At 38.0% G+C, this 23189-nt stretch carries 24 protein-coding genes and 1 tRNA gene; 8 read left to right on the top strand and 17 right to left on the bottom strand.

Annotation, left to right across the window (positions count from 1 at the left end; genetic code table 11):
- Positions 1 to 67: 67 nt before the first annotated feature.
- The 4 genes from WFN33_RS04130 (at position 68) to WFN33_RS04145 (ending at position 4922) form a co-directional block, all read left to right on the top strand.
- The gene (locus WFN33_RS04130) at positions 68 to 1336 is read left to right on the top strand and encodes a D-alanyl-D-alanine carboxypeptidase PBP6B (protein ID WP_336951719.1); all 1269 of its coding nucleotides are present in this window, start codon (positions 68 to 70) and stop codon (positions 1334 to 1336) included.
- A gap of 127 nt (positions 1337 to 1463) precedes the next feature.
- Entirely contained in the window at positions 1464 to 2750 is a 1287-nt protein-coding gene (locus WFN33_RS04135; protein WP_336951721.1) for an NAD(P)/FAD-dependent oxidoreductase, read from the top strand.
- Between the two features lie 143 nt (positions 2751 to 2893).
- Positions 2894 to 3376 (top strand): FKBP-type peptidyl-prolyl cis-trans isomerase, encoded by a 483-nt coding sequence (locus tag WFN33_RS04140; protein ID WP_004717066.1) that lies wholly within the window; start codon positions 2894 to 2896, stop codon positions 3374 to 3376.
- 109 nt (positions 3377 to 3485) lie between these two features.
- On the top strand, positions 3486 to 4922 hold the full coding sequence (locus WFN33_RS04145; RefSeq protein ID WP_336951723.1) for a cryptochrome/photolyase family protein: 1437 nt from the start codon (positions 3486 to 3488) through the stop codon (positions 4920 to 4922).
- Positions 4923 to 4954: 32 nt separating this feature from the next.
- On the opposite strand, the gene WFN33_RS04150 is transcribed toward WFN33_RS04145, so the two are convergent.
- A complete protein-coding gene (locus WFN33_RS04150) occupies positions 4955 to 5434 on the bottom strand; it encodes a hypothetical protein (protein WP_336951725.1) in 480 nt (159 codons plus the stop codon).
- A 246-nt stretch (positions 5435 to 5680) separates the two neighbouring features.
- Between WFN33_RS04150 and WFN33_RS04155 the strand changes: the two genes are divergently transcribed.
- Both WFN33_RS04155 and WFN33_RS04160 read left to right on the top strand, forming a co-directional pair.
- Positions 5681 to 5756: transfer RNA gene (locus WFN33_RS04155), tRNA-Asn, on the top strand.
- Positions 5757 to 5888: 132 nt separating this feature from the next.
- Positions 5889 to 6074 carry a hypothetical protein gene (locus WFN33_RS04160; protein ID WP_336951727.1) on the top strand — a complete coding sequence of 62 codons (186 nt, stop codon included), beginning with the start codon at positions 5889 to 5891 and terminating at the stop codon, positions 6072 to 6074.
- Positions 6075 to 6171: 97 nt separating this feature from the next.
- Here the strand turns inward: WFN33_RS04160 and WFN33_RS04165 are convergent, their stop codons facing one another.
- The 10 genes from WFN33_RS04165 to WFN33_RS04210 form a co-directional block, all read right to left on the bottom strand.
- A complete protein-coding gene (locus WFN33_RS04165; protein ID WP_336951728.1) occupies positions 6172 to 6816 on the bottom strand; it encodes a tRNA-(ms[2]io[6]A)-hydroxylase in 645 nt (214 codons plus the stop codon).
- A gap of 34 nt (positions 6817 to 6850) precedes the next feature.
- On the bottom strand, positions 6851 to 7576 hold the full coding sequence (gene pdxJ / locus WFN33_RS04170; protein WP_336951730.1) for a pyridoxine 5'-phosphate synthase: 726 nt from the start codon (positions 7574 to 7576) through the stop codon (positions 6851 to 6853).
- A gap of 31 nt (positions 7577 to 7607) precedes the next feature.
- On the bottom strand, positions 7608 to 8327 hold the full coding sequence (recO, locus tag WFN33_RS04175) for a DNA repair protein RecO (protein WP_336951731.1): 720 nt from the start codon (positions 8325 to 8327) through the stop codon (positions 7608 to 7610).
- 11 nt (positions 8328 to 8338) lie between these two features.
- Complete coding sequence (locus WFN33_RS04180; protein ID WP_336951733.1) at positions 8339 to 8530, bottom strand: NF038104 family lipoprotein; 192 nt, start codon at positions 8528 to 8530, stop codon at positions 8339 to 8341.
- 20 nt (positions 8531 to 8550) lie between these two features.
- On the bottom strand, positions 8551 to 9579 hold the full coding sequence (era, locus tag WFN33_RS04185; RefSeq protein WP_004823128.1) for a GTPase Era: 1029 nt from the start codon (positions 9577 to 9579) through the stop codon (positions 8551 to 8553).
- 5 nt (positions 9580 to 9584) lie between these two features.
- A complete protein-coding gene (gene rnc, locus WFN33_RS04190; RefSeq protein WP_004717088.1) occupies positions 9585 to 10277 on the bottom strand; it encodes a ribonuclease III in 693 nt (230 codons plus the stop codon).
- On the bottom strand, positions 10249 to 10623 hold the full coding sequence (locus WFN33_RS04195) for a DUF4845 domain-containing protein (protein ID WP_336951736.1): 375 nt from the start codon (positions 10621 to 10623) through the stop codon (positions 10249 to 10251). Before WFN33_RS04195 ends, rnc begins: the two co-directional genes overlap by 29 nt.
- 309 nt (positions 10624 to 10932) lie before the next feature.
- Positions 10933 to 11787, bottom strand: coding sequence for a signal peptidase I (gene lepB / locus WFN33_RS04200; RefSeq protein ID WP_336951737.1), 855 nt, complete (start codon positions 11785 to 11787; stop codon positions 10933 to 10935).
- A gap of 21 nt (positions 11788 to 11808) precedes the next feature.
- Complete coding sequence (gene lepA / locus WFN33_RS04205) at positions 11809 to 13626, bottom strand: translation elongation factor 4 (protein ID WP_004717093.1); 1818 nt, start codon at positions 13624 to 13626, stop codon at positions 11809 to 11811.
- A 261-nt stretch (positions 13627 to 13887) separates the two neighbouring features.
- Positions 13888 to 14718, bottom strand: a complete 831-nt coding sequence (locus WFN33_RS04210) for an enoyl-CoA hydratase/isomerase family protein (RefSeq protein WP_336951739.1) — start codon at positions 14716 to 14718, stop codon at positions 13888 to 13890.
- A gap of 97 nt (positions 14719 to 14815) precedes the next feature.
- Between WFN33_RS04210 and WFN33_RS04215 the strand changes: the two genes are divergently transcribed.
- On the top strand, positions 14816 to 15226 hold the full coding sequence (locus WFN33_RS04215) for a winged helix-turn-helix transcriptional regulator (protein WP_336951740.1): 411 nt from the start codon (positions 14816 to 14818) through the stop codon (positions 15224 to 15226).
- 626 nt (positions 15227 to 15852) lie between these two features.
- On the opposite strand, the gene WFN33_RS04220 is transcribed toward WFN33_RS04215, so the two are convergent.
- Positions 15853 to 16299 (bottom strand): acyl-CoA thioesterase, encoded by a 447-nt coding sequence (locus tag WFN33_RS04220; protein WP_336951741.1) that lies wholly within the window; start codon positions 16297 to 16299, stop codon positions 15853 to 15855.
- Between the two features lie 89 nt (positions 16300 to 16388).
- Positions 16389 to 17789: a Do family serine endopeptidase gene (locus WFN33_RS04225; RefSeq protein ID WP_336951742.1), complete on the bottom strand. Its 1401-nt coding sequence runs from the start codon at positions 17787 to 17789 to the stop codon at positions 16389 to 16391.
- 225 nt (positions 17790 to 18014) lie between these two features.
- Between WFN33_RS04225 and nadB the strand changes: the two genes are divergently transcribed.
- Positions 18015 to 19658 (top strand): L-aspartate oxidase, encoded by a 1644-nt coding sequence (nadB, locus tag WFN33_RS04230; protein WP_336951743.1) that lies wholly within the window; start codon positions 18015 to 18017, stop codon positions 19656 to 19658.
- 332 nt (positions 19659 to 19990) lie between these two features.
- On the opposite strand, the gene WFN33_RS04235 is transcribed toward nadB, so the two are convergent.
- The 4 genes from WFN33_RS04235 to WFN33_RS04250 all read right to left on the bottom strand — a co-directional run bounded on the left by WFN33_RS04235 (position 19991) and on the right by WFN33_RS04250 (position 23136).
- Positions 19991 to 20764, bottom strand: coding sequence for an AraC family transcriptional regulator (locus WFN33_RS04235; RefSeq protein WP_336951744.1), 774 nt, complete (start codon positions 20762 to 20764; stop codon positions 19991 to 19993).
- Positions 20765 to 20782: 18 nt separating this feature from the next.
- Positions 20783 to 21163, bottom strand: a complete 381-nt coding sequence (locus WFN33_RS04240; RefSeq protein WP_336951745.1) for a hypothetical protein — start codon at positions 21161 to 21163, stop codon at positions 20783 to 20785.
- A gap of 106 nt (positions 21164 to 21269) precedes the next feature.
- The gene (locus WFN33_RS04245) at positions 21270 to 22151 is read right to left on the bottom strand and encodes a histone deacetylase (RefSeq protein ID WP_336951746.1); all 882 of its coding nucleotides are present in this window, start codon (positions 22149 to 22151) and stop codon (positions 21270 to 21272) included.
- A gap of 4 nt (positions 22152 to 22155) precedes the next feature.
- Positions 22156 to 23136 carry a hypothetical protein gene (locus WFN33_RS04250; protein ID WP_336951747.1) on the bottom strand — a complete coding sequence of 327 codons (981 nt, stop codon included), beginning with the start codon at positions 23134 to 23136 and terminating at the stop codon, positions 22156 to 22158.
- Positions 23137 to 23189: the final 53 nt, after the last annotated feature.

The raw sequence follows: 23189 nt of genomic DNA on the forward strand, positions 1-23189 counted from the left end.
CAAAAAAGGCATAGCATTCGCAAAGTTTATGCACTCTCGCCATAGGATTGGCTTAAAGGTAAATCTGTTGAAAATTCTTGCTTCTTTTATCGCAATAACGGGCTTGGTTTGCTCCACGTTTGTTAATGCCACTTTACTTAATATTAATCCGCAATCTGTTGAAGCTGAAGCTTGGACAATATTAGATACGCAATCAGGTCAAACTATTGCTGAATATAATAGTCATGTACAGCGTGCGCCAGCATCCATGACCAAAATGATGGTCGCTTATATTGCGTTGAAAGAACTCAAAGCGGGTCATATCAAAAAAGAAGAGATTATTACTGCAACCCCTGTGGTTCAGATCGTGCAATGGGATGAATCCCAAATGTACCTAAAGCAAGGTGAGCAAATCTCAATCGACCAACTTCTTGCTGGATTGATTGTGATGTCTGCCAATGATGCAGCAGTAACACTGGCAGAACGTATCTCAGGTAGCGTACCTGCATTTGTTGCTCGTATGAATCAAGAAGCACAAGCATTGGGAATGAAGGATACTCATTTTGCCAACCCTCCCGGTATTACCATGCCTGATCATTTTTCGTCAGCTCATGATATGGCGATCTTAGGTCAAGCAGTAACATCACAAACCCCTGAATATATGCATTATTCAGTGATGCCAAGTTTTAGTTATAATCAACATTTTCATCATGCTACCAACCTTGTTTTAAAGTCTGATCCAAGTGTAGATGGTTTAAAAACAGGTTTTACCAAAGCAGCCGGCTATAACTTAGCACTGACAGCGCATCGTCCTTCTGCCATTACAGAGTCTCCTGATCGTCGTTTAATTGTGGTGGTGATGGGTGCAAAAAGTGCAATTAAACGCGCGGAAATTGCACATAAACTGTTAAACTTGGGCTATGCCTATACCCGTGATGAAGTCGCAATTAAAGACAAACAGCTGATTGCTGAGCTTCCTGTAGTTAAATCCACCTTGAAAATGTTTAAGGTTGAAGCAAAAAAACCTCAACTTATAACCACATCGTTATATAACGATGCGACACCAATTGATTTAGCGACTTTTGATGTTGTAAATAGCCGTATTATGAAAACTGAAGCAAATGGTCTATTGGCAACAGTTGAACCGCTTACAACAACTCAAACCCATTTGAATGTTGAACTCAATGAGACATCACTTACCGCACCTTTAGAAAAGATCATGCATTTGGCAAAAGTGAATGTTTATCAAAACAATCAACTGATTCAAAGTTTTGATATTGAAGATGAAGTGCATATCGAACAAGCCTCTTGGTTTGAACGCTTAATGGAATGGATCAAGTCAATTTTTGGAATTTAATTAAAACAAACCAATTTACTTAGATTTATTATATTTATGTAACCTGTAATACAAAAAAAACCTAAACAATTAAATAGAATGGCATATTTATGCCATTCTATTTTCATAACAACAATTTAGGTTTTCTATGTCAAATCTACATCATATCGTGATTGTTGGTGGTGGCGCTGGTGGTTTAGAACTGGTGACTCAACTCGGTGATACGCTTGGAAAGAGTAAAAAAGCCAAAATCACCCTTGTTGACCAAAAACTCACCCATATCTGGAAACCATTGCTGCATGAAATTGCGGCTGGCACCATGAACCCAAGTGATGAAGAAACCAATTATTATGCGCATGCAGCCAAACATCACTATGAATTTGTCTTGGGGCGTTTTGAACATTTAGATCGTGATAACAAAACCATCGAGCTCAGCAAAACCCAAACCAGTAAATATGAATCTAATCAAGAGAAAATCACACTGCATTATGATACCTTAATTCTGGCCGTCGGCTCAGTCTCCAATGACTTTAATACGCCCGGGGTTAAAGAATTTTGCCATTATCTCGACAGTCGCCAACAAGCGGAAGTCTTCCAGCAGGACTTACTGCACTTGTATTTAGATGCTCAAAATAAAAATATTGATCGTGAATTACACATTGCCGTGATTGGTGCAGGCGCAACAGGTGTTGAACTTTCAGCTGAGTTGGTTCAAGCCAAACAGAACTTTTATAAATATGGTTTAAATAAAATTAACCCAAACAATGTCAAAATTACTTTGGTTGAAGGCGCTGATCGTATCTTACCTGCACTTTCTGAAAAAATGGCAGAGCATGCCACACAGCAATTACAACGAATGAAAATAGATGTATTAACGGGCAAACGTGTTGAAAAAGTAGATGCTGAAAAAGTCTATTTTAGTGATGGCACATCTGTAGAAGCACAATTAAAAGTTTGGGCAGCAGGGATAAAAACCCCTAAAGTAATTGCCAATTTAGCAGGCTTTGAAAAAGATCGTATGGGGCGTTTAAACGTATACGCAACCTTACAGACTCAGGCTGATCCAAACATTTTTGCCTTTGGTGATTGCGCCCACTGTATCTTAGATGCAAGAGAAGCACCACTTGGTCCACGTGCACAAGTCGCAAGTCAACAAGCTTCGTTTCTTGTAGATGCAATGAATGCACGTATCAAAGGGCGACCACAGCCAATGTTCCAGTTCGCAGACAAAGGATCACTGGTATCACTTAGTGAAAATAAAGCGGTCGGTGAGCTACTTGGTCAGGTCAATGTTCAGGGCTTCGTGGCAAAATCGATGTATGTGTCTTTATATCGTATTCATCAAGCGACGATATATGGCTATGCTCATGCAGGCTTGTTAACGGCTAAAGATTTTGTTACACGAAAAATCGCGCCAAAAATAAAATTGCATTGAAATTTAAATTTTTGCCCATATTTATGAAAAAATGGTCAAAATACAGATGAAAATGCAATTTTTTAGTAATTTTAGTCTACAAAAATTGCTTTTCACTTTATGATGTAGCCTTAAAATTATCGATTACCCAATGGATCAATAACATGACTGCTATTGCAAATAACAACGTGGTTTCTTTCCACTATACGCTGACTAACGCTGAGGGTGAAACTCTCGATAAATCACAAGGTGAACCACTTGCATATTTACATGGCGCAGGTAACATCATTCCGGGTTTAGAAAAAGCTTTAGAAGGTAAAACTGTAGGTGACAAATTTACAGTCACTATTCCAGCTGCTGAAGGTTATGGCGAATACAACCCTGACCTCGTTCAAGAAGTTCCTGCTCAAATGTTCCAAGGTGTTGAGAACATTGAAGCTGGTATGCAGTTCCAAGCTCAAACTGATGATGGTGTTCAAATCGTTACTGTTAAAGCAATCGAAGGCGACAACATCATCGTTGATGCTAACTTCCCATTAGCTGGCCAAGATCTTACTTTTGAAGTTGAAATTGCAGAAGTTCGTGATGCATCTCCAGAAGAATTAGAGCACGGTCATGTACACGGTGCAGGTGGTCATCACCACTAAGATCTGATTGATCTGATCGAAAAGGCAAAGTTTTTACTTTGCCTTTTTTATATGTATCCGTTTAAATTGATTAAAATCTAGTGCAATTGAGTCTATTCTGATAAATCCTATGCAAAAACAACTTCTTTGGTTCCGTCAAGACTTGCGTATACAAGATCATACTGCCCTATGGCATGCGGCACAAAGTGGCCCTGTGATTGCACTTGTGATTCTTTCACCTGAACAATGGCAGATGCATGACGATGCACCAATTAAGCTTGATTTCTATTTACGTCAAATTAAAGCCATCCAGCAAGAACTTGCTTCCATTCAAATTCCGCTAATTATTTGCAACATCCCCTTATGGGAAAACATTCCAACCGAGATCAATCAACTGTGCCAAAAACTGGAAATTGAAAATGTACATGCCAATATCGAGTGCGGTGTCAATGAGTTAAATCGAGATTTTCAAGTTCAAACACAACTGAATCAAAGTAAGCGTGATTTGATTTTATATCATGATCGCACGCTGTTCCCTGTGGGTTCAATTCGAAATAAATCCAATCAACCCTATCAAGTTTTTGGCCCATTTAAAAAATATTGCTATGAACAACTGAGTATTTCAATCCCGCAATGCTTCCCTATTCCTGAGACTCAAGCCTTAAATGATACAATAGACGTAGGCAAGTTGAATAACAATAGCCTGCCAACTTTGGCCGAGCTTGGTTTTAAATTCGATCCGAATCAGATCAACAAGCAGTGGCAAATTGGCGAACAATATGCTTTGTATGTCTTGGATGAATTTATTGAAAACAAAGTCCGTCATTATCAACTCGAGCGTGATTTCCCCCAAATTGAAGCTACCAGCCAGCTTTCAGCCTATTTAAATATAGGCATCCTTTCAATTCGACAGTGTTTCAATGCCCTCTTTCGAGCACAATTTGGACATTTTTTTATTGATCATATTGGTCAACAAACATGGCTCGATGAGTTGCTTTGGCGTGAGTTTTATCAGCATATCCTGTTTGATTTCCCTCGTGTGTCAAAGCACTTGCCCTTTAAAATGCCAACACAGCAGCTACAATGGCGCAATGCTCCAAATGATTTAAACGCTTGGCAAACTGGTCAGACAGGGATTCCTATCGTCGATGCAGGTATGCGCCAGTTACTTTACACAGGCTGGATGCATAATCGGATCCGAATGGTTGTCGCCATGTTTCTCACCAAGAACCTATTGATTGATTGGCGTTTAGGTGAGCAATGGTTTATGCAACACCTTATTGATGGGGATTTGGCTGCCAATAACGGAGGATGGCAATGGTGTGCATCCACAGGAACAGATTCCGTACCTTATTTCCGTATTTTTAACCCTATCAGCCAATCGCAGAAATTTGACGCACAAGGTGATTACATTCGAAAATGGGTTCCAGAACTTGCACATTTAGACGCAAAAACCATTCATGAACCTTATGCAAAAAATCCCAATATAGAGCTCAACTATCCAAAGCCAATTGTGGATTTAAAGCAAAGTCGTATTCGAGCAATTGAAGCTTTTAAGCAGATTTAAAGTCACACTTAAAAGCGTTCTCAATGGTTTGATTAAATCGCTTGCTGATACAATTTAAACGGGTTTTGAGGATGGTTTTTTGGGCGTTCAATCGATTCAAAATAGCAGTAATATTTAAAGATGCGATCCAAAGAAACATAAAGCACTTTTTGTTCTGAAACGGACCAAATTTGTGCGTGATTAGAACCTGATAAGGTACTTCCACTCAATTGGAATAGATAAAAATCTTGTGTACGTTGAACTGGTTTTTGAGTAGCTTGCGTGTCTGAACTTGATGAAACCTGACTGGATGAATTTAATAATCGACATGGTGTATTAATCAGCCATTTTTCACTAAACCATAGTTGCAACAGATCGCCCAAATACAGTTTTTTTTCAGTAAATGGCCAAACATCTAAATAGGCTTGTTCAACTTGGATAAAATATTGTTCAGAATCTTGCAAGATTGAAAGGTAGTTTTCTTGATAAAATGAGAATTTTTCAAAAATTTGAGAAATAGTAAGCGTATTCATTCGCTGTCTCCTATTTAGCCATTTAGTGCTGGCAAGTTGGTTTTAAATCCACACTGTTTAAGTCAAACTTAAACACTCTTTATGGTTTTAATCTAACAAGACCGTTTCACTATTGCAACTGTAAGAATCAATTTTTTTAATTTATCGATAGATTGCTCAAATAAAAACCATACAGTGTACAAATGAAGAAAAGATGACAGGAAGGGCTTGACCCATAAAGATATATCCTTATAATCGCATTCAGATTCTCCAATAGCTCAGTCGGTAGAGCGACGGACTGTTAATCCGCAGGTCCCTGGTTCGAGCCCAGGTTGGAGAGCCAAATTCTAAAAGCCCACTTTCATAAGTGGGCTTTTTTTATTTCAGAACTCGACACCGGGTGTAACAAATAGACAAGTTTTATGTGCTACTTTCATTTCTAAAAACGACATATAGCCAACCTGTCAAAAAACCCATGCACAAGAATATAAGTTCTCTCAATTCGTATTTTCATTTAAATTATTTACAGAATAACCTTAAAGCCAATCAGCTTAGCCTCACGAATGAACAAATTCTACAACTTGATCAACTTTTTGCACCTGATCAGATACAGGATGAACGTTATCCAAATGCAGGCTGGACAGGTATCGAAACTGCCTAAAGCAACAATTTCATCTGATTTTATTAAAGAGTACAACGAAATAGACCAAAGCAATGCTTTGGTCTATTTTTTAATTCAGCTTTTAATCAGATAATAGTTAAGCTGGCACACCACTATGAAAACGGAAGGTCTTATCAGGCGTTAAAATCAAATCCTTCTCTACTTCACGAATCAATTCGATACGTTGCTCAATATCCTCTTCTGGATCTTTTAATTTGGCAGTTTTAGCAACATCTAAAGCCAAAGCTAAATAGTCCTCATAGTGACGAGATTCAGATTTCAACAAGTAACGGTAATATCGACCCAGCTCGTCATCCACCAATGGTGCTAAAGCATAAAATCGTTCACAAGAACGTGCTTCAACAAACGCCCCAATCACCAAAATATCAATCAAAGCTTCTGGTTCATAAGTACGAATTTCCTTACGCAAACCACCTGCGTAGCGACCTGCACTCAGACCTTTCCATTCTTGACCACGCTTGCTCATAAACTCTAACACTTGTTCATAATGCAACATTTCTTCACGAACAAGTTGTGCTAATTTGATCTGCAAATCGGTAAAAAAACTGTAACGGAACATCAAGTTCATTGCTGTTCCCGCCGCTTTCTTTTCACAATTCGCATGATCTTGCATGAGCAATGGGAGATTGTTCAATGCCTCATCCAACCATGCCTTTGGCGTTTCACAGCCTAAAAAAGCAATCACAGGTTGCATGAGTTCATCATAATTCATATTCGACATGATCAATATTCAACAACGTAAATCAAAAATTAAATTAACCAGCTGCATGAAGTGCGGCCTTCATGTCCTTCACTGCTTGTTCCAAACCGACGAAAACACTTTCGGCGATAATCGAATGTCCAATATTGAGTTCATGAATCTGTGGAATTGCAGCAATTGCAGCCACATTGTCCAAATTCAAACCATGACCAGCATTGACGACCAAACCTTTAGATGCTGCGTACTCTGTACCTTTAATAATTCTTTCTAGTTCAATCTGTTGAGCTTCAGCATTTTTAGCGTCTGCATAAGCACCTGTATGCAATTCGATGGTTGGTGCACCACAAGCAATAGCAGCATCAATTTGCGCAAGATCAGCATCAATAAACAAAGATACATCACAACCAATCGCAGTTAATGCCTGAGTCGCGGCTTTCACATCTTCAAAATGTCCAAGCACATCTAAACCACCTTCTGTCGTGATTTCTTGACGTTTCTCTGGCACAAAACAAACATGATGTGGTTGAATCTCTTTTGCAAATGCAACCATTTCATCTGTTACAGCGATTTCCAAGTTCATTCTTGTGGTCAATACAGGTCGCATACGGCGCACATCATCATCTTGAATATGACGACGATCTTCACGTAAGTGTAAAGTGATCCCTTCCGCCCCTGCTTGTTCACAAATTAATGCAGCTTTCACAGGATCAGGATAAGTTGTTCCACGTGCTTGTCTGAGTGTCGCAACATGGTCAATGTTTACACCTAGCAATGCAGCCATAACATTCTCCTAATTCACCAATAAAATAAAATTAACGGCTCAAGGTTTTAGATTGAGCGTTTTGAACCCAAAGCTGACGACTTTTTAATGGTCGATCACCTAAAAGTGAAGTAATCATTTGTCGATAGAGTTTAGCCAATAATTGTAACTGTTCTGGGCTAAAATCCCTACCCTTTTCATAATTTGCCATACTTAGAATTTGTTGCCCCAGCAACGTCCCAGATGAAGTATATGACACTGGTGTAAAGCCTTCCGCCAATTGAAATTGATAACGTTGGGTCAGCATAATCTCTTGTTGATTTGAATCATGCTCATAATCCAGTGGATAACCCAATTCTTCTAACAGTGCATGTTCAAACTGGCGTAAAATTTGTCGGAGAAATAAATCTGCTTGTGGATGTTCAGCCAATTTTTGTAAATGCTGTAAGGTTAAATGGTATTGCTGAAATGTTTCAGACATCATTTCTTCAAGCGGACATAAACGAAGTAGCAGTTCATTTAAATAAAAGCCTGAAAAGAAAGCATCCCCATAAAAGAAAATCGGTTGATTGAGTATTTCGAGTTTTGAAAAGTTTTTAAGCTCGGATTTTCCCGACGCTTGTAAAGTAATCGGTTGATATTGGGGTGGTGGGGTTTGTCTAAGAATACCGTCGACACGACCATGCTCTTGTGTAAATAAGTGCACAATATGACTACGTTCTCTGTATTTTCGATGATGGATTAAATAACCATGCAAGATTTCATTACGCATCTAGCTTGAACTTAATCATCCTTTTCTTTTTTCTTATCATCGTCATCATCCCCGTCAGGGATAACAGCGCCTACAACCGCAGCTGTACCTTTAACCACGCCTTTTGTGGTTTTATACGCAACTTTGACGGGAACTGTCACAATTTTAGTGATACAGCCTTGTAACATGACTATGCAAGCAAGAATTGCTATAACTCGAATCATTTCAGTTCCCAAAAAGTCAATTAAATATCGCTGTAGCCTAAACTTTTTAAAGCACGTTCGTCATCAGACCAACCGCCTTTAACTTTCACCCAAAGTGTTAGCATGATTTTTTGCTCAAACATTTTTTCCATGTCAACACGAGCATCCATACCAATTTTCTTCAGCTTAGCACCTTTTTCACCGATCACGATGGCTTTTTGGCCAGGGCGATCAACAAAAATTGTGGCATCAATATAAGTACATGCTGCTTTAGGACGACCAGTTTTTTCATTCACTGTTGCTTCTTCTGTTTTAAATGATTCAATTTGAACCGTTAAATCATACGGAAGTTCTTCGCCCAACTGACGCATAATTTTCTCACGAATGATTTCACTGGCAAGAAAACGTTCTGAACGGTCAGTTAACTGTTCTAAAGAATACAATGGTGGCTGAAATGGCAGATACTTTTCAATCGCTTCACGCAAATGATCTAAGTTTGCACCACGTAAGGCAGAAACAGGAACAATTTCAGCAAAATTCATCAACTTCGCACGTTCTTGAATCAACGGTAAAATCATACGCTTATTTTCTAAAGTATCGATTTTGTTGATAATCAAAACGACTGGCATTTCTGCATTTTGTAGTTTCTCTAAAACTAAGTCATCATTTGGCGTCCATTTCTGGGCATCTAAAACAAATAGAACCAAATTGACATCGCGTAAGGCAGAATGTGCAGCTTTGTTCATCATTTTATTAATCGCACGCACTTCTTTCTTGTGCATCCCTGGTGTATCAACAAATACAGCCTGAGACTTTTCACGACTATCAATACCAATGATTTTATGGCGTGTCGTTTGTGGCTTACGTGAAGTAATTGACAACTTTTGACCCAATAAATGGTTCATCAATGTCGATTTACCCACATTTGGACGTCCTACAATTGCAACAAATCCACTTCGATAATCCGAAGGGATTTCTGTACCTTGCGAGCTAAAAAATTGATTAATTAACTCATTACCGTTTTCAGACGGCTCGTGATCAGCATCATTGTGATCGGAATGTGTACTCATGCAGTTTACTGCTCCAATATCTTTAAAAAATCCGCCGCGACTGCTTGTTCTGCAAAACGGCGACTTGATCCCTCACCCATCATTTTAGGCAAGCCATCTACTGTACATTCTACTTTAAAATGCTGGTTAGGTGCATCACCCTGAATATCTACGACCTCATAAACTGGGAGATGCTTTTTACGAGCTTGTAGATATTCTTGTAAACGTGATTTTGGATCTTTGAGTTGATCTGTCGGTTCGATATGGTCTAAATAGGGTTCATACCATTTTAAAACAATCGATTCCAATAAAGGCAAATCTCGTGTTTCGGTATAAATCGCGCCAATAATTGCTTCAACAGTATCCGCTAATATTGACTCACGATGATGACCGCCTGATTTCAATTCACCTGTACTTAAAATTAAACTTTGACTTAACTTTAAATCATTTGCAATTTTACCCAGTGCTTCTTGGCGTACCAAAGTTGCACGCATACGCGTCAAACGTCCTTCATTTTCATGAGGATATGCATGATATAAGTAATTTGCGATGATCATACCCAACAATGCATCACCTAAAAACTCTAGGCGCTCATAGTTATATTTATGACTCACCGAGCGATGAGTCAGTGCGAGTTGTAATAACTCGTATTGTTTAAACTGGTAACCGATTCTACTCTGTAAGCGAGGATCACTTACTTTCAACTGACCTTTGATCAAAACTCTTCTCGAAAGTGAGGACTAAATCTATATTCAGCATGAAATTTTTCCGTACTTCATATTTTTTAGTCACTTGTAAACCATCTTTAGTTGATACAGTCGCAATATCCTCAAATTTAGTATCTCGGATATTGTTCATTTCTAACCGTTTATCAACTTCTGTTGCAAATTTCATTGGCGTGATATCAGTAGAGCTTTTATTTATTTGCTCTACAATTTGATTGTTAATCACACGATCATCCCAGTATAAGGGCCATACAGCAACTATGATTTTCAACATAAAAGCTAAGGCAATTATCCCCAATAAAATTCCAATATATGAAGCGCCTTGTTGATTTTTACGCATTTTTTTATCCAACAGGTAAGAATGAATAATCTTTAATCGCAATTGAAAATAATCATATAATTGAGTCAAATACTGTGATGCAATTCAACTAATCATTTTCAATTGTTATAAATTTTTTATCCACTGCAACTCCTGGTGTGATAAAAAACTTTTCCGCGCTATTATCCTTGAAACTGCATCAAGTTGCTAGTTTAAATCATTTGTTCTATTTCATTTTTCTTATAAATCAAGGCAACTCTATAGCTTTAACAGATAAAAATAAAGGTCAACATAAATTGACCTTTATTTGATTTTGTAAATTGTAGTCGATTAGTTAATAGCACCATTGCGACTAAATGAAGGAATTTTAAAACCAGGTTCCTTATGCATCCATACATATATTGCATGACCCGTTAAATTTTCTTCAGGTACAAAGCCCCAAAAACGACTGTCTGCACTTTGGTCACGGTTATCACCCATGGCAAAATATTGACCTTTTGGAACAGTGACTTCCCAGCTTTGACCATTGGATTTTACAAAGCGATCATTTGCTGTTGCTACATATGGTAGGTCTTGTTTCTTCTGTGCATAATTAAATGCTGAAACCAACGTGTTTTGGCCTTCCAACAGACGGACTAAATGCTTATGTGTACCCATCGTTTCATAATAGTAGATTGACTTAGGCGTATCTAAAATATCTTTTTCACGACTAAACTCAGTAGGTACTTGCTCAACATTTTTGCCATTGATTGTGAGTTGACCATTATTGAATTCAAGATGGTCACCTGGTAAACCAATAATACGCTTGATGTAGCTAATTTTAGGGTTTTCTGGATAACGGAAAACAGCAACATCACCACGTTGTGGCTCACCAATATCAATAATCTTGGTATTGGTAATCGGTAAACGTACCCCATACTGGAATTTGTTCACCAAAATATAATCACCCGTCTCTAAAGTGGGTACCATAGAATCAGAAGGAATATTAAACGGTTCAAATAAGAATGAACGCAATACCAAAACCACTGCTAGAACAGGCCAGAAATCATATGCCCATGAAATAATGACATTTTCATTCCCCTTACCTTTGGTTGCACGTTGTTTCAGTACAAACTTATCCAGTAACCATAGCCCAAAAAATATAAGCGTTGCAGGAACGAGAATTAAATTAAAATCAAAATCCATGAGCAATAAGACCTCTAGTTTTTATCTTTCTACTTTTAACACAGCAAGGAACGCTTCTTGTGGGATTTCAACACTACCCACTTGCTTCATGCGTTTCTTACCTTCTTTTTGTTTCGATAACAGTTTCTTCTTACGAGAAACGTCACCACCATAACATTTAGCCAATACGTTTTTACGCATCGCTTTAACTGTTGAACGTGCAATGATTTGTGCACCAATTGCAGCTTGAATCGCTACATCAAACATTTGACGCGGAATCAAATCTTTCATTTTTTCAACTAAAGCAATACCACGGTGACGCGCATCATTACGATGACAAATCATTGCCAAAGCATCAACCTTATCACCATTAATTAACACATCAACCTTAACTAGAGATGAACTCTCAAAACGCACGAAATTGTAATCCAGTGAAGCAAAACCACGTGAGCAAGATTTCAATTTATCAAAGAAATCCATAACCACTTCTGCCATTGGAATTTCAAAGGTAATAGATACTTGATTACCCAAGAATTTCATATCTTTTTGCACACCACGGCGCTCGATACATAAAGTCATGACATTACCCAAGTATTCTTGAGGCACTAAGATATGACATTCAGCAATCGGCTCGCGTAAATCTTCAACCGTTGAACCATCAGGCATTTTAGATGGGCTATCGATATAAATCGTTTCGCCATTTTTCATCAATGCTTCATAAATTACGGTTGGCGCAGAGCTAATTAAGTCTAAATCATACTCACGCTCTAGACGTTCTTGTACAATTTCCATGTGTAGCATTCCCAAGAAGCCACAACGGAAGCCAAAACCTAAAGCATCGGAGCTTTCGGGTTCAAAGAACAACGCAGAATCGTTAATCTGTAACTTATGTAGTGCTTCACGGAATGGTTCAAAATCACTAGCATCAATTGGGAATAAACCCGCATAAACCTGTGGTTTTACCTTTTTGAAACCCGGTAAAGTCGCAACATCAGGAGTCGTTGCCAAAGTAATCGTATCACCAACAGGCGCACCAAAAATATCTTTGATCCCAGCGATGATGAAGCCAACTTCACCCGCTTCTAAAATACCTGTATCAGTATGTTTTGGATTAAAAATACCAACTGAAGTGATAATGTGCGATTGACCTGTTGATTTCATCAACATTTTATCACCTTTACGCACACGACCTTGCTTGATACGAACAAGTGATACAACACCCAAATAGTTATCAAACCAAGAGTCAATAATTAAGGCTTGTAAAGGTGCATCACGGTCACCTTGCGGTGCGGGAATAATGTCAACCAATGTCTCTAAAACAGACTCTACACCTAGACCTGTTTTTGCTGAACATGTTGGTGCATGTGTTGCTTCAATACCGATAATTTCTTCGATTTCATGAATAACACGTTCAGGTTCTGCTTGTGGTAAATCGATTTTATTCAGGACGGGTAATACTTCTAGACCCTGCTCAATTGCGGTATAGCAGTTTGCAACAGATTGCGCCTCAACCCCTTGTGCAGCATCGACAACCAACAACGCACCTTCACAAGCCGCAAGTGAGCGCGATACTTCATAAGAGAAATCCACATGCCCAGGTGTATCAATAAAGTTTAATTGATACTCTTGCCCATTTGGATGGGTATAATACAAGGTTACAGAAGCCGCTTTAATGGTAATCCCACGTTCACGCTCAAGCTCCATAGAGTCAAGGACTTGAGCCTGCATTTCACGGTCTTGCAATCCACCACACATTTGAATGAAACGGTCTGCAAGTGTCGATTTACCGTGGTCGATATGAGCGATAATGGAAAAATTACGTATATTGTTGATATTAACGGATTTCTTAGCTACTGCCATACACTACTCTAAAAATATGTACACGATCATGTACTCAATATCAAAAGTACTTATGACGTGCAAAAAATGAAATATCTTAATTGCTGCACAGTATAAGCAGAACAGGGTCAAAAATATAGTGAGGCTTTGATAAATTCAGATACTATTAATTAAATAGTAAAAACCGTCATTACAAAACAACTAAAATTATTTTCCCCATTTAGATTCATCCCAAAGCCACCAATAAGATGACGCGTTGCAGATGAAGATAATACCTCCTAATTAAGATAGTTCGCGCAGTAGTTGCTCCAAATCATGTTCGCCAGTTTTTGTTTGAGCACCTCCCTGCAAACCGCCACGTATTCGTTTTTCAGCAGCAGGAAGCGCAAATAGACCTGCCCATTCCTGATGCTCTCGCAACAAACCCTCTCTCAAATCCGCTGGTTTAACGACTTTCTTTGCAGCGGAAATAACACCTTCTGGCAAAGCAGCAATATTGTTGGCTAGACGGCGAACAAATGCACCCAACTCGTTTGCAGCAAGTGCACGGTTCACCCACCCATATTTTTCTGCCAGCAGCGCATCAATGAGATCCGCACCAAGTATTACTTCTAACGCACGTCCCCGCGTCATTCGCTGTGAAAGATATTGAGTGGCACCGCCACCGGGAATAATACCCATCAATGCCTCACATTGAGCGAGTCCTGCACGACCAATGGCGGCGAATGTCATATCCACTGCCGCCACGAATTCAGCACCACCACCCCGCGCCAGACCTTCAAGTTTGACAATTGTCACTTGCGGTTGTGCCCGAATCATCTCTCCCAAAGCCTGAAATGGGTTCAAGCCATCAGGAGCATTCTTGGCTATCTCATCGAAAGCATGCGGCTCATCAATCAATGTCATGTCTACATGAGCTATAAAAAACTCTGGATCAGCACTTTGGAAAACGATTACGCGAGTTTGTGGATCATCACGCACCTGAGTGAGAAAACTTTGGATATCGCTCATCACAGCAACATCCAACACATTGACTGGCGGATTATTGATTGTAACAGTAGCCACACCACCATCATGCTCAATGTGAAGTGTAGAATAAGTGGAAATATTCATAATGTACCCTGATTTAGCTGTATATAATCATGGTATCTTATGTATACTAGGTGTCAATTACGCACCTTAAGCATCCTAAGTATGTTGGAGCATACCAATGAACCTTGACCTAGATCCAGTCTACCGTGCCGACTGTCCTAGCCGCGCTATTCTCGATCAAATCGCAGACAAATGGTCAATGCTGGTCTTGATTGTCTTACATGAACCACGTCGCTTCAACGCCATTAAGCGTCGCCTCGAAGGTATTACCCAGCGCGTATTGACACAGACACTTCGTAAGTTAGAGCGCAATGGTATGGTGACACGCACTGTCATAGACGGTAAAACCCTAGGTGTAGAATATGCTTTGACACCACTAGGTAAGTCACTCAAACTACCTTTTAACGCGCTCTACGACTGGACTGTAGAGAATATGGAAAGCATTCAGGCTTGCCAATCTCGCTATGATGAGTGTGATGATGTAATTGGCTCGAATTTCACGAAGGAGTCTCCCGTTACTCCAAAATAAAATACGGGGGAGATGGCTACAAACAGTGTCTGAGCTTGGCTTACTTAATTTATCCCGCTTTCCTTTAGACATTAAAAAACCACTCAAATTAAACTATTGATTATTATATATTATCCTGAGATATGCATATAAAAACCTACATATCTATAGACGTTTTTAGAATTATTGATTTGATAAACAATAATACTCAATACTTTTTACATCAGATTCAATCAACAATCCCTTGCTAATCAGCATAATTCTAGAAACGATTGTGACATTATTTGGTTGATTAGGATTGATTTTCTTAAAATTATTATTAAATACTTTAACGAACCTAATTATACAAATTGAGATCAACTATTTTAAATTGACTATTGACTGCACCGAGTTGTAAAAATGGTTAATCTAATTCGCTTTAAGTTTTTAATTCAGAACAAAGTAAGAAATTTAATATTAAAAGTAAATAGATATTTACTCTGTAGTATGGCTATTTAATATTTCTACCAACAGTTTAGAACGCAATTAATACAAGAACGCAAATATCGAAGCAGATTTATGCATGCCGATTTATTTAAGTTTTATAATTCTACTTCGATATATAAATAGCAACTGATTAACTCTAAACTTTAAATTTTTTATTGTGTTTAAACTATCGAGCTTAAATCAAAAGGATCTACTTCAGGATCAACTGGTTGATAGGCTTGAATAAAAGTTGGAGACATCCGTTTTGGACGCCCTGAAGCGATTTCTATACATGCCCATTTGGTATTACCAGTAAAGAGTAAGCTAAGATCTTTAGCATTAAAAAAAGCGTATTGACGAAAAGAATAAAGTGCATTGATCTCATATAGCCAAGTTCTCAGAATAATATCATCATTCAACATCGCTGCTTTGCGATACTGAACATGATGTTCTACTGCAACCATTGCATGTTTCATTTCTAAGTATTGATCTAAGCCAACACCTAATGTTTCGATATGTGCAGAGGCAACATCCTGCATCCATTGTACATACACCACATTATTTACATGACCTAAGAGATCTATATGCTCTGGTTTTACTTTGATTTTTAAATCAAATACTGAACTCATCTCATCATTCCTTTTGCACTTTTAAATCATCCGCATAAGTTTGACATAAAAAAGCCACTCTTTGAGTGGCTGATTCTGATCAGTTGTATTTATTGAATACGTAATCCAATCATAGCATGTTGTCCTTCACGAACAATCGCTACACGTGCTACCGTATTTTTCTGTAGCTCAGACACTGCATCAACAAAATCATTTGGTGTATTTACTTTCTTGTTATTTACTTGTGTGATTACATCACCAGGTAAAATCCGTGACTGTGCAGCTAAGCCGCCTCTGGTCACATCTTGAATAAACACGCCACCTTTAACATTTAAACGATTCTTTTCTTGTTCAGTTAACGCACGAATCGCAACACCGATGATAGGCCCTTTATTTGGCTTAGCTGAAGTGTTAGTGTTATCAACTTTTGCAGGTGTATCATCAGGTGCAACGGTTAAAGTTGCTGTAATCACTCTCGGTTTATCATCGCGTAAAATTTCGAGCTTAACAGATTGATTTGGCTGAGTACGATTCAAATAGTTCAATAATTCTGAAGTACGTGAAATTGGTGATCCATTATATTTTAGGATCACATCGCCTGATTTAAAGCCCGCTTTTTCTGCAGGTGAATTTGGCGCAACTTGTGTAATCAGTGAACCTTCTGGTTTATCTAATTTATAGGCTTCAGCTAAGTTTCGATCGATATCTTGTAACATTACACCAAGATAAGAACGGGTAACCTTACCATTCTTTTTCAACTGATCAACAACATCCATTGCAACATCAATTGGAATAGAAAATGACAAGCCCATATAACCGCCAGTACCACTAAAGATACGTGAGTTTACACCGACAACCTGACCTTGTTGGTTAAATAATGGACCACCTGAGTTTCCTGGATTTAACGCGACATCAGTTTGGATAAATGGTACCGATGTTTCACCCATCATATTGCGTGACTTAGCACTGACTATCCCTGCTGATGCTGAATAATCAAAACCAAATGGTGATCCAATTGCAAGAACAGGTTGCCCTACTTTAAGTTGATCTACATTACCCACAGATAATGATGGGAAATTATTTCCTTCAACTTTAAGCAAAGCGACATCAGTACGTTCGTCACTACCCACCACTTTTGCATCAATTTCACGGCGATCGTTCAGCATAATTGTTACTTTAGATGCATCTTCAACCACATGGTGATTTGTCAGTAAATAACCATCTTTACTAATAAAGAATGCACTACCATACGCGGTCTTTTCTTGTGGCGCACGTTGTTGTGGAATAATGATTTGATTACCAAAGAAACGCTTTAAAATTTCAGGGACTTGCTGTTGTAACAACTCTTCCTGAGATAATTTTTTAACAACATTAACACTAACAACAGCTGGACTGACTTGTTCAACCAAGTTAGAAAAATCCACAGGCGTTGAAGCTTGAACTTGTGATGTTGCCGCAGCGACAGTAAATACTGCTGCATACATTCCTTTTTGCATTAGACCATTACTCATTTCTCACGAACCTGTATCTGATGATGATTGCTTAAAAATATTTGTAACATATTATTTAATATAAATACGTAAAAATATGTTTACATTTTTTTATAAAACAAGACTTTACTTAATTTTATCTTAAAAGCCTTAGAATATCTTATTTATACTAAAATCTGACACATGTGACTATTGTAATTTGTTAAAAAAAAGAGTGTTATTAGCAAACATTTTTCAAATTAGCTGATGGACATGTCTAATTTAAGCACAACTCATCAATTTGACGTGGTTATTGTAGGGAGCGGCGGTGCTGGCTTAAGTTTAGCCTTATCTTTGCCTGAAAACTTTAATATTGCTGTTTTAGCGAAATCGACCTTAACCGATGCAAGCACGTATTTTGCACAAGGTGGTGTTGCTGCTGTACTTGATGAAACAGATTCCATTCAACAGCATATTGATGACACTATGATTGCAGGCGCACAGTTATGTGAGCTTGAAGCAGTTAAACATACGGTAGAGGGGGGGCGACCTTCTGTCGATTTCTTACTCCACCATGGTGTGCAGTTTACATTAGATCAGGATGAACAATTACATTTGACCCGTGAAGGTGGACATTCGCAACGTCGTATTATTCATTCAGCAGATGCAACAGGTAAGGCCATTTCGACAACACTGGTTCAAAGGGCTCAAGAAAAGAAAAATATTCATATTTTTGAAAATTATATTGCGATTGATTTAATCACCACACATAAATTAGGACATAAACAACAACCTAATCGTTCGGTTGGTCTGTATGCACTTGATGAAAGCAATGAAAAAGTTCATACCTTTTTAGCGCCCTTTACTGCCCTTGCTTGTGGTGGTGCAATGAAAGCTTATTTATACACATCAAATCCTGATATTGCCACAGGCGATGGTATAGCCATGGCATATCGTGCAGGTTGCCGTGTGGCAAATATGGAGTTTAATCAGTTCCATCCCACTTGTTTATATCATCCTCAAGCACGCTCATTTCTGATCACGGAAGCAATGCGTGGTGAAGGTGCATATTTACGTTTACCCGATGGTGAACGCTTCATGTTGCGCTTTGATGAACGTGCAGAGCTTGCTCCAAGAGATATTGTTGCACGCGCCATTGATTATGAAATCAAACGCTTAGGTATCCGTCATGTATGGTTAGATATCAGTCATAAACCTGCTGAATTTGTCAAAGAGCACTTTCCTACTTTATATGCACGCTTATTGGAACTTGGTATTGATATCACCAAGGATATGATCCCTGTTGTCCCAGCAGCGCACTATACTTGTGGTGGTGTGGTTGTCGATGAAAATAGCCAAACTGATTTAGCTGGTTTATATGCGATTGGTGAAACATCCTATACGGGTCTACATGGAGCTAACCGTATGGCGAGCAATTCACTACTTGAATGCTTTGTGTATGGTATGAGTGCTGCTAAAGACATTGAAGCAAAATTTAATCATCACTTTGACATACCCACTGTACCTGAATGGGATGCTTCACAATCGACCAATCCTGATGAAGATGTTGTCATTCTGCAAAACTGGGATGAACTGCGTCAAACCATGTGGAATTATGTCGGGATTGTAAGAACAACAAAACGTTTACAACGTGCATTGCATCGTATTGAAATGCTGAAGAAAGAAATTACAGAATATTATCAGGACTATCATGTCAGTAAGAACTTGATTGAGCTGCGTAATTTAGTCATGGTGTCAGAAATGATTGTTCGTTGTGCCATGCAACGTAAGGAATCACGAGGCCTGCATTATACGCTTGATTATCCAGAGCTTTCCCCTGAATTAAGAAAAACGGTATTAACACCGCCAAACTTTACTGTCGAAACACCCCTGGTAAATGAAGAAGTTTAAAACTCCTTGAAATCTTGAAAAATAGCCAGATGATTCTGGCTATTTTTATATGAGGATATTAGAGTTTATTACCCTTCCATACATGGTCTACATTCTGAATTAAAATTGAGCATGAAAGGTATACATCATAAAGCATGCACGTGAAGCGCGAGACTAGTTCAAAATCCATAAGGGATAGTGTATCTATTGCTAAAGAAATTATTTTTAATTTTTATCTCTGAAAAGTGAGGCATCATCTACATCTACGCAAATCAATTTAAAGTTTTCAATCTAACATGAGACATGTGCAAAATCTTTAATGCTATTAGGTCTTCTATTTGAGAATAAAAAAGTTATGTTTGCTGCATATAATTTCGAGGTGAAAGATGCATTATTTTCTTAAACATCATAATAAATGAGCTATCACTATCATAGCCTAATTTCATCGCAACCTGATGAACCGAATTCCCTTCAGTTAACCACTGTAATGCCAATACAACATGTAACTTTCTTCGCCATTGATTAATACTCATCCCTGTTGTTTGATGAAAAGTGCGTGTAAGGCTGCGTTCACTCATACAGCATAACTTTGCCCATTTAGCTAGGCTTTGATTTTGCTCAGGGTTCCTCAATAAGTTGTCAGTCATTTTCACTAAACGTAGATCTTGCGGGATCGGTAAAAAAAATGTTGGCTTTACAACCGATTGAATTTCGTCTAACAAACATTGATGTAAACGTAAGCCTTTTTCTGAAAGTACCTTCTCAGACAAGCTTTCAACTCTTTCCAATAGCGCATTAAGTAAATTTGTCACCTGTAACATAGTGCAAGTGAGTTCTGAGAAATGATCAAGTTGGGGATCAATAAATGCAACATAACCAGAGGAGATACCATAACTACTGACTTTATGTGACACATTTGATGGAATCCATAAAGCATGTTGCGCTGGAACAACCCAAATTCCAGATGGTGTTTCCACAGTAATTAAGCCATTGATGGTCATCATTAATTGGCTTTTTATATGCTGATGTGACGCAAGTTCCCAATCAGGAACTTGCTGATGTATTTTTAATACAATAATTGCTTGGTCTATTTGATCTACAAAAAAAGCATCCACATTATCAAGCATGGTTTACCTATACATTTATCACTTTAAAACTGCGTTGATAACTTTCTGTGCTTGTTGTTGATTGTCTACAATAAACATCGGGTAACCTGTAAACTTAATAAAGTTATTGGCAAATTTTTGCGCCTCTAGTCGAATATTTTCATCAGGTTCAATATGAATCAATGCTTTCACATATTGGGTTAAACTTTCACGTTTTGCTTTTACCCATGCTGCAACTTGCTTGCGTTCTTCATGATCATTTTTTTGTTCAGGAAAAGCGCCTTCACTGATAAAAACAAAAGTTTCTTTGCGACTCAATAATGATTCATAAATTGCAATTGTTTCATCAACTGAAACTGCATCTTCAGCTTGATAACTAATACGAACGATTGGAAAGTTTTCTAAATTTTGAATAAACATGATAATTTCCTTAAATGAGAATAATTATCATTGTATAAATTTATACAGATTGCACATTACTAAATTCAGCCAATAAATACGGTATTCCAGCCAATTTTAAAAGAGTCTAATCTTTATTTTTTCCATAATAAATACGATGTGCTATATGAAAAGTTTCAGCATGTAATTTTGCTAAATCGTCTAAATTCTGATAGCCCCCTGCAAGTACAAACATGATCGGAATATTTTCACGTTTGGCTAGGTTAAACACCATTTCGTCTCTTTTTTGAATTAACTCTGTCGTAAACCATGCTGAACCATAAGGATCTGCTTGATGACAATCCATCCCCGCTTGATAAATAATAATATCTGCTTTCCACTCATTCGCTCGCTGAAATGCTTCATGCAATGCCATGGTATATTGAGCAAAACTTCCATGCTTGGTATGAATGTGACGACTTTCCGCTCGCTCATACGTGGGGTAGCCAAAAGCCAAACCGTAAATACTAAAATTATATAAATTATCCAATCTACGAGTAAAGTCAGCCGTTCCATCACCACCATGCTGATCGCAATCCAAAATAAAAATTCGCTTATTTGCATAATGTTGTGCAATTAGTGCCAAACCATTAAAAGTACAATATGAGCCACCATATTCATAATTTGCATGATGAAACCCTTGCGCAATATTGGCAGCAATTCCATGTTGGAGTGCCAGTTCAGTTGCCAACAATTGCCCAGCATTGATGGAGAGTACCGCATCTCTTAATTGTTCATTCCAAGGCTTAAAACCAGCAAAAGTTGCCAGTTTTGCGGGTTGCCCAGTTAAAAAAGCCTCGACATATTTAGGAGAATGTAAGGCTTTTAAAATCTCTGGTTCAATTTGTTGTGGTTCATGAAATTTATAATAATTAAATTGCTGTAGTTGCTCTGCGACTGCAACAAGTTTTTCCATGCTATTGGTATGTGTTTGAGCAAAATAGCGTGGAGAGAAACAAACATTTAACATAAAACTATCCGAGAATGAGTGCTCTCAATTGTGATTTTGCAACATCATTGAGTTGTTTTATAAGTGTTGTGTCCGGACTAAACAGTCCATTATTCACTTGTTGTTCAAAATGTGTCGTAAATGCCCTTTGTCGATTCTCAGGTGAAATGGCTAAAGTGGTTAATCGCAAGAACCAAAAACCTTGAATCTCTTTATAAGGAATAATATAACCTTTAAACTCTTGATTGGGGACTTTGTTTGCAATTTGTTCGATATCATAATCGACAGAAAATAAGGAACCAATCGGAATACGAATCCCATTCATCAATAAAGGTTGTAAATTTATACACGAATGATTATCTCCCATATTCATTTTTTCAATCAATAACGGACGATTTTGATCATCTACAAAAATATTAATTGAGCCTTGTCTTAACATGGAGCGATGGGCAATCTTTAAGAAAAATGCTTCTGCCATGGGACATGAGCCCACTTTAGGCTTGCCCTCTAGCGTCGGAATTTCAACATAACCTGTTTCATCTGCTGTTTTTGGTAAAATCACATCCTCCAACATAGCGCAAATAACATTACTTTCTTCTAATTGTGCTTGTTGCGATAAGCGTCTCAAGTTTGCTTGAATTGCAACTTCTTGTTCAACTAAGACTTTAAACTCATCATCTTTGGCTTCAGTAAGAAAATTTTGAATCGATTTATTTTGATCTAAGTTATGCCAATCATCGATCTCTAAACCATAAGCATTTTTTTGCTCAATGATTTTTTTTAACTTCTTAAAATCATAATCTTTAAATATTTTTAAATCAGTTGCTTCAATTTGATCACGCGGAAAATTAATGTACTCAGCCAATACTCGTGTAGCCTGCGTATAACCGCAACCACGGCGCTCAGTTTGATGTGAATAGTGTTCATTTAACATCTCCGTCAATTTATCTGATAAAGGAAAAACCCGTTCCTTAAACAAATCTACGACTTCATGACCTGATGACATATTCTTTATTCCATTCAATCTATATTAATATTTTTAAATCAACTATTTATTAT

The organism is Acinetobacter sp. AS167 (assembly GCF_037152175.1).
Taxonomy (GTDB): Bacteria; Pseudomonadota; Gammaproteobacteria; order Pseudomonadales; family Moraxellaceae; genus Acinetobacter.

Coding starts and splice junctions, on each gene's coding strand:
- WFN33_RS04135 (WP_336951721.1), top strand. CDS start 1,464: ATGTCAAATCTACATCATATCGTGATTGTTGGTGGTGGCGCTGGTGGT.
- WFN33_RS04140 (WP_004717066.1), top strand. CDS start 2,894: ATGACTGCTATTGCAAATAACAACGTGGTTTCTTTCCACTATACGCTG.
- WFN33_RS04145 (WP_336951723.1), top strand. CDS start 3,486: ATGCAAAAACAACTTCTTTGGTTCCGTCAAGACTTGCGTATACAAGAT.
- WFN33_RS04150 (WP_336951725.1), bottom strand. CDS start 5,434: ATGAATACGCTTACTATTTCTCAAATTTTTGAAAAATTCTCATTTTAT.
- WFN33_RS04160 (WP_336951727.1), top strand. CDS start 5,889: ATGCACAAGAATATAAGTTCTCTCAATTCGTATTTTCATTTAAATTAT.
- WFN33_RS04165 (WP_336951728.1), bottom strand. CDS start 6,816: ATGTCGAATATGAATTATGATGAACTCATGCAACCTGTGATTGCTTTT.
- pdxJ (WP_336951730.1), bottom strand. CDS start 7,576: ATGGCTGCATTGCTAGGTGTAAACATTGACCATGTTGCGACACTCAGA.
- recO (WP_336951731.1), bottom strand. CDS start 8,327: ATGCGTAATGAAATCTTGCATGGTTATTTAATCCATCATCGAAAATAC.
- WFN33_RS04180 (WP_336951733.1), bottom strand. CDS start 8,530: ATGATTCGAGTTATAGCAATTCTTGCTTGCATAGTCATGTTACAAGGC.
- era (WP_004823128.1), bottom strand. CDS start 9,579: ATGAGTACACATTCCGATCACAATGATGCTGATCACGAGCCGTCTGAA.
- WFN33_RS04195 (WP_336951736.1), bottom strand. CDS start 10,623: ATGCGTAAAAATCAACAAGGCGCTTCATATATTGGAATTTTATTGGGG.
- lepB (WP_336951737.1), bottom strand. CDS start 11,787: ATGGATTTTGATTTTAATTTAATTCTCGTTCCTGCAACGCTTATATTT.
- lepA (WP_004717093.1), bottom strand. CDS start 13,626: ATGGCAGTAGCTAAGAAATCCGTTAATATCAACAATATACGTAATTTT.
- WFN33_RS04210 (WP_336951739.1), bottom strand. CDS start 14,718: ATGAATATTTCCACTTATTCTACACTTCACATTGAGCATGATGGTGGT.
- WFN33_RS04215 (WP_336951740.1), top strand. CDS start 14,816: ATGAACCTTGACCTAGATCCAGTCTACCGTGCCGACTGTCCTAGCCGC.
- WFN33_RS04220 (WP_336951741.1), bottom strand. CDS start 16,299: ATGAGTTCAGTATTTGATTTAAAAATCAAAGTAAAACCAGAGCATATA.
- WFN33_RS04225 (WP_336951742.1), bottom strand. CDS start 17,789: ATGAGTAATGGTCTAATGCAAAAAGGAATGTATGCAGCAGTATTTACT.
- nadB (WP_336951743.1), top strand. CDS start 18,015: ATGGACATGTCTAATTTAAGCACAACTCATCAATTTGACGTGGTTATT.
- WFN33_RS04235 (WP_336951744.1), bottom strand. CDS start 20,764: ATGCTTGATAATGTGGATGCTTTTTTTGTAGATCAAATAGACCAAGCA.
- WFN33_RS04240 (WP_336951745.1), bottom strand. CDS start 21,163: ATGTTTATTCAAAATTTAGAAAACTTTCCAATCGTTCGTATTAGTTAT.
- WFN33_RS04245 (WP_336951746.1), bottom strand. CDS start 22,151: ATGTTAAATGTTTGTTTCTCTCCACGCTATTTTGCTCAAACACATACC.
- WFN33_RS04250 (WP_336951747.1), bottom strand. CDS start 23,136: ATGTCATCAGGTCATGAAGTCGTAGATTTGTTTAAGGAACGGGTTTTT.